The following is a 12,947-nucleotide window of genomic DNA, read 5'->3' as shown; positions in this document are numbered from 1 at the left end:
ATTGAATTATGCTCCGCTGGCAACGGTATCGCTACTGGCGGGTGCTTCGGTTTCGTTTGCAGGCGGCAGCTCGCAATGATAACCAAACAGGCAGCGATCTTTAATCATAGCAGCAACTTCGTTTGGCACAAATTCTTCCCAGCCAGAGGCCCCTTCTTTGATCATTTCCAGTACCCGGTCTGTTTGTACATGCAGGTTGCTTTCTTTATAATGCCTGATGTCTTCTATCTTATTATTGGCTATCAGGTAGCGGTACAGGTCGATAAGGTGTGGCGGCGGATAAAAACGCAGGCAGTTCCAAATCACACCGTCGCGCAGGGTTGGGTATATAAAAAGTTTTACTTTGCGGCTGAACAGCGTTGCAAAGGATTCCAGGATTCCGCCTGCCAGGTCTTTGTAATGTTCTTCCGAAAAAATGTACTCGAGGTTGGGATAACCCAGCACTACCCCCATCTTCAGTTTAGTTATCTTGGATAGATAGGCAACCAATTTATAATATTCGTGGAAATTGGAGATCAATACCGTTTGCCCAAGCGAGCAAAGGATATCCACCCTATCCAAAAAGTCCTTTTCGTCTATTTCAGCCGAATCATCCGCATTGCGCTCTTTAAGCGCCTGTAGGGTAAGCTCAGTAACTACAATTACGTTCTCCTTATCCACATCGGGTTCCTGCATAAACTGCTTCACGCCGGTGTTCAGCATATCCAGGTGCACGTTGATAATAGGCCTGAAACGCCCGCGGATCACCACAATATGTTTTTTATACAAAACCTCCGATGGCTGCAGGTTTTTACCATCCGGCCCAAATACAGCAGCATCAGAAAAGCCGTATTTCACCAGGTGCAAACTCATTAGGCGGTTATCTACCTTAGTAAAATTTGGCCCCTCAAAGCGGATCATATCTATCTGGATCCGCTCCTTGGATAGCTCATCCATCAGCGAAAGCAAAAATACCGAAGGGTTATCGTTATAGTAAAAACAGGCGTAGATCAGGTTTACGCCCAGTATGCCTACCGCCTGTTGTTGCAGGTTATTATCATTATCTAATAATTTTACGTGCAGCACCACATCATTAAACTGCCCGTTAGGCTCCATCTGGAAACGCACGCCCATCCAGCCGTGGCCGTCGTTGGTTTTATGGTAATTAAGAGCCGAGGCGGTATCTGCAAATGCAAAAAAGGTGGTGTTATTGCCGCGTTGCTCTTCCAGTCGCTCTATCAGCAAGCCGTATTCGCGCTCCAGCATGGATATCAGTCGGTTCTCGGTAACATAACGTTTACCTTGCTGTGCCCCATAAATAGCGTCGGAGAAGATCATATCATAAGCCGACATGGTTTTGGCTATGGTACCTGATGACGCGCCGGCTTTAAAGAAATTCGCGGCAACGTCCTGCCCTGCGCCAATTTCGGCAAAGGAGCCGTAAATTGTTGGGTCGAGGTTAATTGCAAGCGCTTTTTGTTTTGTGCCGATATCTTTATTATGGATGCTGCTCATACGCTTTTAATTAATTGTTTGCCCCTGCTACTATTGTGCTACGATAAGATGGTATAAAAATACGACTTTTTGCTGAAACAGCCGTGCAGGTTGGCAAAATCAAAAAAAATATTGCAGGTTGATGAAAAATAGGCAATGAAAATTATTGGACTATCATTACAATAATCTTAATAAACAGCCGGTATATGGTAGCTATAGATTTATTAAATTTAGGCAAGCACAATTAGTTAATTTATATGAGGGGCTTATAACCTTGTTTTACTAGTTAATACTTAGTCCTTTAATCAAACACTGGTCCTCATTAACTATAATATAAAAATTCCATAAATGATTTTCATTGTCTTGAGCTTCAACATGATGTTTACCAGCCAAGACGCTTCTTGAAATTGTACCTTCCTGCCCGCATACAGGATCGCCCACACTAAATATTTGACTTATTGTTCCAGCGTATTCTCCATCAATTTTAAACCTTAATTTATAACAATTACATCGTTTGAAGATTGTTAGCTTACCATAGCCTTTACCGTAGGGATGATACGGCTCGGGGCGGTCTTTATAAAAAACGCGGTCTCTATACTGGACAATTATTTCAGGTGGTTTATTTGTCAACTTGACGATTGAATCATTTAATTGTGTTATTATACTATCTCGCTGTAGTGCTACAATGCTTGAATTTTTAAGATCCGCTTGCTGTTCAGAAATCTTTCCTTCTTTTGTTTTGTTTTCTAAACTACAGTTTTGCAGATTTAATTTGCAATTATCTAAACTGTCTCTCAATATGAGCAGTGCTTTTTTTGTTTGCGCAATCTCGGTTTTGTCTTTAATTAATTTCTGCCCGTATAAGAAAAATCCGACTATCACGACGAGAGTAAAACAAATCCAAAACCATTTGGACAGAAGATGACTCGGTCTCCGTATTTCATTCGACCGATGATTCATATATCAACTTCGATAAGTAAATTGGGGAATAGCAAGTAAAAAGCATAAGCCCAATTGCAATAATTATTTTAGGATTATCATTTGCAGTCCCCTGTAATAAATTAAAATTCCCGAGAAATGACGTATATAGGTCGTATAGGAGAGCCAAAAACCATGCTATCTTAGCACTAAATGTGAAGAAATCATCATTGGGTTTTGACAATATTAACATTGATCTTAGCATTACTATAGATAATCCTATTCCAAGACCTACAGAAATACCGTATTGGATTAGCGAGTCGCCTACAATGGTACGCGTCCCATAAATAGTAGTGGCCGCATCCCACACTGTGACAATACCTAAACCAAAACTAACAAACATCTTATTTGACTTGTTCATTTCTGTAAATTAAAAATGTTGCAATAAGCACTCCCAATATTGTAGCGATTACGAGAAATATTTTTAAATATTTATATGTCAAATCACTTTGCTCTTTTAAGGAATGGCCTTTTACCATCACATCGTATTTTGCAATTTTTATTTTTTGCTCTATTTCTTTTAGGCGAATATTTAAATCAGATATTTTAGAATTTAATACGTTTAATTCGTTCTCCTTAAGTTGATATGAGTCTATTTTAGTTTTCAGCATTACACTTGACTCCTCAATTCGTTTCGAAATACTTTCTAATAAAAAGTTATTTTTACTAATTTCTGATTGGATTTCGGTTTCTGATTTTATATGTGTTTTAACTTCAATTTCAAGTTGTACAAGTTTCGTACGATCTATATTGATTTTATTATTAAAAATTCTTTCTAAGTCAGAATTAACAAAATACATCGTCACAGATTTATCAATATTCAAATCTTTTGAAATCTTAGTGATAAGATCAAAAAAAAGTTTATATGATTTCGTTGTATTACCGATAAACATAATATTATTATAAATCATAAATATATAAATAATATGTAATATAACTACACTTTGAATTTCTTATGGGTTTTTAATACGGCTATAGACAGATAAGAAAACACATAATCCTTTTTTATTGCCATTTCGTTTAATTTAAAACAAACTGCCCTGTTCGGTATCTATGCCCAACAACTCTTGCTGGTAAACCCTGATCATAGTAATCAGTTCGGGGCCATATTGGTTCGCTTTTTGCGGACCTATACCTTTAATACCACTAAGTACTTTTAAAGTCGCCGGTAACTTTTCGGCGATGATGGCGGCAGCTTGTTCAGAAAATAACATGCTTGGCATTACCCGGTCGCTTGCGGCGCGGGCCTCACGCCAGGCAAGTAACTGCACATAAAAATCCTCGTTGGGTTTGGCATTAAGCGCCTTTAAATAAGATCCGGATTTATCTGCCAGGGCATCTGCTTTAGCTGCTTTCTTTTGCTCCAGGTAAGTATGGCTTGTAAAAACTGTTTTGGAAAAATACTGCATTAACGCTATCCTGGCCATTATCCATTGCATCAGCTTATCGGCTTTAGCAGCCTTTTCTACCGACTGGCCGATAAGGCCGGGCATTTGCCGGTGCAAACCTTCGGTAGCCAGGGTTAATTTATCAAGAAAATAAGCAGCGGCTTTTTGTATCCTGTAGGCATCAACAGCATCCGGCCGCCGCATAAATTTTTCGGCTACATCCAGTGTTTCTTGTTGCAGGCCGGGCACCAAAAATTCAAAGCTTTTTATAGCGGTTTTTAAACCATTAAAATTAAATAACTCGGCCAGCAAAAATTGCCGGTAACGTTCCTTGTCACGTTCCAGGCTGTGTTCGTCAGGAGTGATCGCCTTTGCGCTTTGGTTGAAACGCGCAACGGCTGGGTCGCCTATAATGTTCTGTGCCGCAATAGGGTTCCGCAGCACCATCCCCGATAGCGTTCGGCACCGGCTCAGGGCAACATAGGCCTGCCCATGGGCAAAAGCCTCCGAAACATCTATGATGGCCTTATCAAAACTCAATCCCTGGCTTTTATGTATGGTGATAGACCATGCCAGCTTTAAAGGGATCTGCGTAAAACTGCCCGCATTGGTTTCGTTGATCTGCTCCTCCTCCACCTGGTATTTTACATTATTCCACTCAACCGCTTCTACTGCTATTTCCCGGCTTTCGTGCCCGCATTGTACAAAAACTGTATTGCCTTCTATACGGGTAACCATTCCTATTTTACCATTATAAAAAAGCTTTTCGGCCGAGCCGTCGTTCTTTACAAACATTACCTGCGCGCCAAGTTTCAGCTTCAGGTTGGTTTCTGTAGGATAAGCATCCCTCGGAAAATCGCCCCGTATGGTGGCTGTAAATTCATATTCATCACCAGACAGCGCCTCCACAAATTCATTATTCAGTTGCTGAGCAATGCTGTTGTGGGTTGTTAAAGTGATATAAGGCTCTTCGGCTGTAGGGCGAAACCCTGGCTGATGGCGGGCATTCAACAGCGCCAAATTTTGCGGACTGATGATTTGATTACGTACCTCGTTAAGGATATCCACAAAAGCCTGTTCCTTTTGCCGGTACACATGATCCAGCTCTATGCGCACGTAGCTGGCCTTTTGCATCACCAGGCTGCTGAAAAAATAGGGTGTTGTGTAGTAGCGGTTCAGGATCCGCCATTCTTCATCGCGAATGATGGGGCTTAGTTGGGAAAGATCGCCTATCAGTAGCAGCTGCACGCCGCCGAAGGGGTAAATCGAGCCCTTAATATTTCTCAGGATTAGGTCTATCTGGTCGAGCACATCGGGCCGCACCATACTTACCTCATCAATTATAAGCAACTCCAGGCTGCCTAAAAGTTCTTTTTTTTCGTCGTTATAATACAACTCCGGGTTCTCGTTACCCGATGGAATGAGCGGCCCAAACGGAATCTGGAACAAGGAATGAATGGTCATCCCGCCGGCGTTTATCGCAGCCACCCCGGTGGGCGCCGCTATCGCCAGCTTTTTTTTAGACGTTTGCCTAAGCTGCTGTAAAAAGGTGGTTTTACCGGTACCGGCCTTTCCGGTTAAAAATACAATGGTGTTTGTACTTTCCAGGTAGTCGTTTGCCAGCTGCATTGCCGGGTTCATCGTGCTCATGATAACAGCAAAGCTAATACTAATTTATTTAGTATATTGCCGGTGTTTAAAAATATATGAGCTTCATCTGTAAATATTATTAACAATGCTGCAAAACCGTGTTAATCCGCATGGCGATATTATTAAAACAAGTGCCCGCGGCACTTGGCTGGGCAATCGTGGCCAGTTGCATAACAGTGGCAAAACTATCCTGCGGCCTTTTAAACACAAAGCCTGGATCATTTGCCTGCTGCAGTTCAAAGGCCGCCACCGCCAGGTAATGGCGCCAAACCTGTGGACCGAGCTGTTCTTCCTTGATGAGGCCACCGCATTTGCCGCCGGCCACAGGCCCTGCTTTGAATGCCGCAGGGAGGATGCCAAACGCTTCAAGGCCGCCTGGCTATCAGGAAATCCGGAATATGATTTTCCGGCGAATGTACTGATTGGAAAAATAGATGAAATAATACACCGCGAGCGGATAAGCCTGCATAACAGTAAAATAACTTTTGAAGCCGATATTAACAATTTGCCCGATGGTACTTTTATTGAATTAGCTGGTGAAGCTTATATCATAGCCAACAATTATATTTTTAAATGGTCGCCTGCCGGTTATGATGAAGGACTCCCCTATCCCGAAAATGAACAAGTACGTGTGCTTACACCGCGGTCGGTTGTTAATGCATTTCGGTGTGGGTATTGGCCGCAAATAGCGATAGCAACATCGGTTTAATTACCTTTGCCCCGATGGACTATTTTAAAAACCTGCTACAATTAATGAAAACCGAACGCGAAGAAGACCGGGATGCTTATTTAAAACTTACACAAAGTACATCCATTGCTGACCGACGGGCAGCCGGCATCACCTGGTACCCCATCGCCATCCGCGGCAATGAGCCAAGTCGTGGCGATTACATCACAGTTGAATTGGAACGTACCACGCATAAAGACCTTTCGCACCAATTCAGGTTTGGGGCACCCGCTGTATTGTTCTCCAACCATAATGCGGGTACCGATCGTGTGGAAGGCACCATCGCCTACCAGGGCGGCGACCGGCTAAAGATTACCTTATTTACCGATGAACTGCCGGATTGGTCGCGCGATGGAAAGTTGGGTGTGGAATTGCTTTTTGATAACAACAGTTATGACGAAATGCAGAACGCCCTGAAGCAGGCGTCGGCGTTGAGTGACAAGCCGGAGGGCAAGCTTATCAGGGTTTTAACGGGTAAAGATGAACCAACGTTTTCAGCAGACATCAAACAGATAATACCGGGAGATCTAAATTCGTCACAGGCAGCTTCCGTGCAGCAAATACTTTCGGCTAACGAATTTGCTGTTGTGCACGGCCCGCCCGGTACCGGCAAAACCACAACTATTGTACAGGCAATAAAAAACCTTATCCAACAAAACGAAAAGCAAATATTGGTTGTAGCGCCCAGCAATACGGCGGTAGATCTGCTGAGCGAGAAACTCGCCATAGAAGGGTTAAATGTGCTGCGGATAGGTAACCCGGCGCGCGTTTCTGAAAAGCTGAGCGCCCTAACGCTTGATAACAAAATGGCCGTGCATAGCTACATGAAAGATGTAAAGCAGTTAAAAAAGCAGGCCGCGGGTTATAAAAATATGGCGCATCAATATAAACGCAGTTTTGGCAAACGCGAACGCGACCAACGCAAAGCATTATTTGATGAAGCCCACCGCATTATAAAGGACGTGGGCAAAATTGAACAATTCATCATCGACGACCTGGTGGAAAAAGCGCAGGTAATAACGGCTACCCTTGTTGGCTGCAATCACCATACCGTACGCAATAAAAGGTATCATACAGTGGTAATTGATGAGGCTGGCCAGGCACTGGAACCCGCCTGCTGGATCCCGATATTAAAAGCAGAGAAAGTTGTAGTGGCCGGCGACCACTTCCAGCTCCCTCCCACCATCAAATCCGATACAGCCGCAAAAAAAGGGCTAAGCACTACGCTGTTAGAAAAATCCGCCATTCTCCACCCCGGCGCCGTTACCTTGCTGGAAGAGCAATACCGCATGAACGACGCCATTATGGGTTTCTCCTCAGCTGAGTTTTATGGCAACCGCTTAAAAGCAAACGTGGCGGTAGCCGAGCGCCTTTTATTCGCGGGCGATATACCTATGAGTTTTGTAGATACCGCCGGCTGTGGTTTTGATGAAAAAGCAGATGGCACCAGCACCATTAACCCCGATGAGGCCGCTTTTGTATTTAAGCATTTATATACCCTTGCCGAAAAACTGAAAGAAAACAACACCGCTTTCCCTTCGGTTGCCGTTATATCCCCTTATAAAAGCCAGGTAAGGTTATTAAAAGAACTGTTTGAGGCTTCCCCTTTATTTCTCTACAGCGAAAAAATAAGTATCAATACCATTGATAGTTTCCAGGGACAAGAACGAGATGTAGTATACATCAGCATGGCCAGGAGCAATACCGGGGGTACGATTGGTTTCCTTTCGGATATCCGCCGGATGAATGTAGCCATGACCCGTGCCCGTAAAAAACTGGTGATCATTGGCGATAGCGCCACCATAACCCGCCTGGCCTTTTACGCCGATATGGTAAAGTATGCCGAGCAATGTGGGGGTTATCAAAGCGCCTGGGAGTATATAAGTTAAAGAAGCGCTCCCCTATCGGTCTTTTATCGGCCACAAAAGCCGCTCGGGGATTGAATCCTGCGGGATATTATGTTGGCGGATACCAATAGAATGACAAAGACATAATCAGCACCAAATGCTTGGGTTAGGGTCTCCTTATGCTTTTATTGGGAAAACCCTAAAAGCACAAAACCCTGTAAATCATATGACTTACAGGGTTTTGAATTGATTTGGTATCGCTTTTGTCGGGATGGCAGGATGATTATCCGGCCACTTAAATCTATAATATTCAGTACGTTATATCGAAAACGAACAGGAACGGGCACCGAATAGGGCACATATTATATGCTTTTAATTGGTGGGTTTTGAAGCCTGTTTATCCGTATAAGTGATAGTCAATGAACTTGTTATTCAAATATAATGAATGTTTTTAGATTAAAAAAAACATTATCGACCGTCATCTTGTATCTTTTCTAACTTTTCAAGATGTAGGTAATTTCGGTTATTGCCCGTTGATGGCCTGAAGTTTTTGCTTGTACCTTAGTAAATCAATTAATTGGTCATTCTCTTTTACTTTCCAGAATACCCAACCGCTAACACTTATATTTCTAACCGCACGGGCGGCTCCGCTTGGGTATGGGAATACCTTTTTTCTTCCGTCAATAGTTAACTCAATCGAGCCATCAGCATTTAACGTTCCTGTTATATTGCTGTCGGATGCTGCGTATACAATTATTCCCGGTTCAAGTAAACCGGCCTTGATAACCATTTCAAGAGTTATATCCTGTTGCTCCAAATAATCCACTTCAAATAAATTTTGGTAAAGTTATAACAAATTTATTTCAATCAATTTTGCTAATATATTTAGCATTGTTTATGTTTGCGAATACTCGGAGCTAAAAGTTAAATAATTGATAGCTTCTGTGTATTAAGGAACAAAGTTTTGTACAAGTAATTGCTTTTCCACAATGTCTTTGAAAGCCGGTAAAAAGCGTTAATTTGTGGAATATTTTAATATGGGAAAGTCCGTGTAAACGGCTTTTTGATTTTTAAACTTTTATAAACAGTGATAAATAGTTAGGATGAGGTACCGTGGTGGTGATATATTTCAGGGGGATTGCCTTGAGGTCATGAAACAAATCGACGATGCTTCTGTCGATATGATCTTATGCGATTTGCCCTATGGTACAACGCAGAATAAGTGGGATAGTGTTATACCTCTAACGGAACTTTGGAGAGAGTACAAGCGTATTATAAAGCCAAAAGGAGTAATTGCACTCTCTTCGCAAGGGATATTTACAGCTAAATTAATTTTAAGTAACGAGGGATGGTTTAAATATAAATTTGTGTGGGTAAAAAGTAAACCCACTAATTTTTTAAATGCGCGCCGCCAACCTCTAAGGCAGCATGAAGATATTTGTATTTTCTACGGAAGTCAGCCCAATTATTATCCGGTAATGTCTCCGGGTGAACCCTACAATAAAGGCGTAAGAAAAGCTCAATTCACCGGTAGTTATGGAGACTTTAAACCCGTTCAGGTTAAGAGTGACGGAGAACGTTTTCCTACTGATACGCTGTATTGTAAAACCGCTGAAAGCGAAACAGGCGGACGTGTCTGGCATCCTACCCAAAAACCTGTTGCGCTTGGTAGATACCTTATCCGCATGTTTACCAAAGAAGGCGACTTAGTGCTTGACAATGCTTTTGGCAGCGGTAGTTTTTTAGTGGCGGCAGCGCTTGAGCAGCGTCGGTTTATCGGGATTGAAAAAAACGAGGAAGTACATTTATTCAAGGAGAGTAATATTGATTATATAAATATTGCTAAAGAGCGCTTAGCAGAGGTCGAACTGGCTTTTAAGAACAAACAGCAACCACCTGCACTATTTTCCGAATTGCAACCCTCATCCGGTTCAGCGCAACCCAATAAAAAAGGCATGGTTGACGTGAATTTGGTGATCAACGATGAACCTACTATCGCAATATGAGAAATACTACAGCGTCCTATAACGAAAGATCGTGGGCAATCGATCTGATAGGGCATATTAAATCCTTAGCCACAGCTAACAACCGTTCAATCAAAGATGCAGGTGGTGAGCAAACCATTAGAGTTGATGGCGGAAGCCTATTTCCTGACGTTTTATTATTTGGTGACCGAGAGACCGCCCGCATTCTGCAAGGATGGGAATTAAAAATGCCTGATACCAGTATCAGCGATAGAGAATTTCGCGAAAACGCAGAGATTAAGGCGAATGCGCTTGGTTTAGATAGTTTTATCTTGTGGAATGTAACTCAAGCTCACCTATATGTCCGTAGCAGAACAACTGGCATTTTTGAGCGCTCACATACATGGAATACACTGGCTGATATAACCACAAGATCTACTGTACTACAAAACAGGGCGAGATGGGAGTCTTTAGCAACTGAGATTTTCAACTTCCTAAATGACCTTTTTGATAGAGGCGAGTTAGAAGGCAGACCGTTTGTGGAAGCATATCGAAGCGGTGGTGTTACTTCCCTTATTCTTGAGAACTCGGCAGAGGTTAAAGATGCTATTGTGGACACCATGAGGCGTAATAGTACGTTCAGGTCAAATGTTATTGTATGGTGGAATAATTATCGTGCAGAATATGGCGGCGAGGATAAAGAACAGGTTCTTGCTAAAGCAGTAATATCTAACTGGATTGGTAAGCTGATCTTCGCACATATCCTGCGTGAAACCGATATTCGGGCACAAAGTGTTTCAACTATTGACGATGAAACAACTCCGGTGCAAGCTCTGGACATATTTCGTCGGTTATCCGAAGATTGCAATTTCTGGACTATTTTCTCTGATAGCTTAGGTTTGTCGGAAATAACGCCCCATGCATGGGATCAGCTCAAGCAATTTAATCGCCTACTTTCTGATCTGAGATTAGGAGCGGTTGATCAGGCTCAATTATCCGGTATATTAGAAGCAACCGTTGAAGTCGCTACACGAAAGCTTCGAGGACAATATCCCACACCTATCGAACTGGCGCGATTGCTCGTACAAATATGTATGCGAAACGTCGTCGATGACCGAGTGCTTGACCCTTGTTGTGGCAGCGGAACGATTGTGCGGGCTGCTTTAGAATTAAAATTAGCTAGCGCCGTCTCTCCTGAAAATGGTGCGCGTTCTGTTTTCGCAGGTGATCAAGACCCGCAAGCGGTTCAAATAGCAACGTTTGCCCTGGCTAAACCGGGATTAATGCACGTGCCTTTGAGAATATTCCAAAAAGACGCGTTTACACTAAGGAGTGATACCGTAATTGAATTTAGAAACCCATCAACTGGTCAGCTTTTCTCAGAAACACTTGGTCAGTTCGAGGCAATTACCAGCAATTTACCTTTTGTTGCGCAGGCAGGTAGGGATCAATATGGTAATGCTTTGCGGGATATCGTTCAAAGAATGGGCATGGCTAATTTCTCAAAAAGAGCGGATGTTGCTGCTTATCTGCCTTTTTCCCTACATTCATTGCTCACCGATAATGGGCGTTTAGGTATAATCATCACTAATGCATGGTTGGGAACTGATTGGGGTGATGATTTTTATAATTTACTGGGTCGTTATTATGATCTCAAATGTGTCATTACTTCGGGAGCCGGAAGATGGTTTAACAACAGCGAAGTGGTAACAAATATGCTTATCATGGATAAGAAGATCAATCCCGAGCAAGAAAGCGGAGATATTAAGTACATTGTTCTCACCAGACCACTCGAAGCAATAAGCGACGAAGCCGCTGTGCAATTACTTGCTGCACAAATTGAGCTTGGGCAAACTCAGATTGATTCCCTCATCGTAAGAAGCGTCAGTCCTGAACAAATAGCCCGGTTCAGAGTATTAGGTTTAGGTGGTAATGCACAATTTGTAAATTGTAACTGGATATTGGATATTCCCTTAGTTCCATTGAGGACAATATTCAATGTAAAGCGAGGTGAACGCAGAGGTAAAAATGAGCTTTTCTATCCAAGAGCAGGACATGGCATCGAGCCTGATTATATTAGGCCATTAGCGAAAAGCCCATCTGATTTCGTTCGGTTAAGTATGCCGGCTGCTAAAGAGGCTTTTTGCTGCTCAAGGACAGAAGCTGAACTAACTGAGTTGGGTCATACTGGCGCACTAAACTGGATTAGCAGATTCAATACATTGGAAAATATAACCAAGTTATCTAAAGCTGGCAGATTGTGGTATGAAATGGATACCGATGAATTATCTGATTTGGTTATGTTTATTAATTTTGGAGACCGACTTTTTGTTGGACGCGTTGATCCTCCAGCTTTCTGTGATCAACGACTTGTACCCCTAACACCTATCGATGCGGTTGACACTGAAATATATCATGCAATCATGAATAGTGCCGTCTCGATGTTTATCTTAGAGGGTATGGGCTTTGGACGTGGCCTCGGAGCACTTGATCTTAGTAGTGATCGTATTAAACAATACATGCACGTTTTAGATATCAGTGTATTGAGCAGTGATGCAATACAGGCTATTAAAGATTCATTTCAGCCCCTGACTAACCGTGCAATTATGTCTTCTGTTGCGGATGAGTTAGAACAGGCCGACCGTATTGCTTTTGATGATGCTGTTTTAAGTGCATTTAACCTTACCGTGAGCAGACAGGTCATCTATGACTCACTACTAACGCTTGTCGAAATCCGCTCAACCGCAAGACCATAATACCGACTAAACGCCCGCCACTTAACCACCATGTAAGCAACCGAAAGCGCTTAGCCGGATGAAATGTCAAGGCCGGGCAATCCGCTAAAAAACAAAACACAATTGCCCGCTTGTATAGCCTTGACGTTTTATTCCGGCGTGGGCTACCTTTGCGGCTATGGTGA

The 12,947-nt window shown here is 42.7% G+C and carries 9 protein-coding genes; 4 read left to right on the top strand and 5 right to left on the bottom strand.

The window, feature by feature from the left end; genetic code table 11:
- Positions 1 to 6: 6 nt before the first annotated feature.
- The 4 genes from IDJ77_RS12200 to IDJ77_RS12185 all read right to left on the bottom strand — a co-directional run bounded on the left by IDJ77_RS12200 (position 7) and on the right by IDJ77_RS12185 (position 5,489).
- Positions 7 to 1,494 (bottom strand): TonB-dependent receptor, encoded by a 1,488-nt coding sequence (locus IDJ77_RS12200; RefSeq protein ID WP_191189230.1) that lies wholly within the window; start codon positions 1,492 to 1,494, stop codon positions 7 to 9.
- Positions 1,495 to 1,755: 261 nt separating this feature from the next.
- Entirely contained in the window at positions 1,756 to 2,355 is a 600-nt protein-coding gene (locus IDJ77_RS12195) for a hypothetical protein (RefSeq protein ID WP_191189229.1), read from the bottom strand.
- A 440-nt stretch (positions 2,356 to 2,795) separates the two neighbouring features.
- Positions 2,796 to 3,362, bottom strand: a complete 567-nt coding sequence (locus IDJ77_RS12190; protein WP_191189228.1) for a hypothetical protein — start codon at positions 3,360 to 3,362, stop codon at positions 2,796 to 2,798.
- A gap of 114 nt (positions 3,363 to 3,476) precedes the next feature.
- Positions 3,477 to 5,489: an AAA family ATPase gene (locus tag IDJ77_RS12185; protein WP_191189227.1), complete on the bottom strand. Its 2,013-nt coding sequence runs from the start codon at positions 5,487 to 5,489 to the stop codon at positions 3,477 to 3,479.
- 85 nt (positions 5,490 to 5,574) lie between these two features.
- On the opposite strand from IDJ77_RS12185, the gene IDJ77_RS12180 reads away from it, so the two are divergent.
- Both IDJ77_RS12180 and IDJ77_RS12175 read left to right on the top strand, forming a co-directional pair.
- A complete protein-coding gene (locus IDJ77_RS12180; protein WP_191189226.1) occupies positions 5,575 to 6,198 on the top strand; it encodes a hypothetical protein in 624 nt (207 codons plus the stop codon).
- A gap of 14 nt (positions 6,199 to 6,212) precedes the next feature.
- On the top strand, positions 6,213 to 8,105 hold the full coding sequence (locus IDJ77_RS12175) for an AAA domain-containing protein (protein WP_191189225.1): 1,893 nt from the start codon (positions 6,213 to 6,215) through the stop codon (positions 8,103 to 8,105).
- 481 nt (positions 8,106 to 8,586) lie between these two features.
- Here IDJ77_RS12175 and IDJ77_RS12170 read toward each other — a convergent pair whose 3' ends face one another.
- A complete protein-coding gene (locus IDJ77_RS12170; protein ID WP_191189224.1) occupies positions 8,587 to 8,889 on the bottom strand; it encodes a restriction system modified-DNA reader domain-containing protein in 303 nt (100 codons plus the stop codon).
- Positions 8,890 to 9,214: 325 nt separating this feature from the next.
- Between IDJ77_RS12170 and IDJ77_RS12165 the strand changes: the two genes are divergently transcribed.
- Entirely contained in the window at positions 9,215 to 10,069 is an 855-nt protein-coding gene (locus tag IDJ77_RS12165; RefSeq protein ID WP_224751067.1) for a DNA-methyltransferase, read from the top strand.
- On the top strand, positions 10,066 to 12,783 hold the full coding sequence (locus tag IDJ77_RS12160) for an N-6 DNA methylase (RefSeq protein ID WP_191189222.1): 2,718 nt from the start codon (positions 10,066 to 10,068) through the stop codon (positions 12,781 to 12,783). Before IDJ77_RS12165 ends, IDJ77_RS12160 begins: the two co-directional genes overlap by 4 nt.
- Positions 12,784 to 12,947 lie beyond the last annotated feature (164 nt).

It is taken from the genome of Mucilaginibacter pankratovii (assembly GCF_014773265.1).
GTDB classification, from domain to species: Bacteria; Bacteroidota; Bacteroidia; order Sphingobacteriales; family Sphingobacteriaceae; genus Mucilaginibacter; species Mucilaginibacter pankratovii.
This window is presented reverse-complemented; position numbering and strand designations above follow the sequence as displayed.

Excerpts from the sequence above, each read along its gene's own strand:
- IDJ77_RS12190 (WP_191189228.1), bottom strand. The coding sequence starts at position 3,362 with ATGATTTATAATAATATTATGTTTATCGGTAATACAACGAAATCATAT.
- IDJ77_RS12180 (WP_191189226.1), top strand. The coding sequence starts at position 5,575 with ATGCTGCAAAACCGTGTTAATCCGCATGGCGATATTATTAAAACAAGT.
- IDJ77_RS12185 (WP_191189227.1), bottom strand. The coding sequence starts at position 5,489 with ATGAGCACGATGAACCCGGCAATGCAGCTGGCAAACGACTACCTGGAA.
- IDJ77_RS12200 (WP_191189230.1), bottom strand. The coding sequence starts at position 1,494 with ATGAGCAGCATCCATAATAAAGATATCGGCACAAAACAAAAAGCGCTT.
- IDJ77_RS12175 (WP_191189225.1), top strand. The coding sequence starts at position 6,213 with ATGGACTATTTTAAAAACCTGCTACAATTAATGAAAACCGAACGCGAA.
- IDJ77_RS12165 (WP_224751067.1), top strand. The coding sequence starts at position 9,215 with ATGAAACAAATCGACGATGCTTCTGTCGATATGATCTTATGCGATTTG.
- IDJ77_RS12160 (WP_191189222.1), top strand. The coding sequence starts at position 10,066 with ATGAGAAATACTACAGCGTCCTATAACGAAAGATCGTGGGCAATCGAT.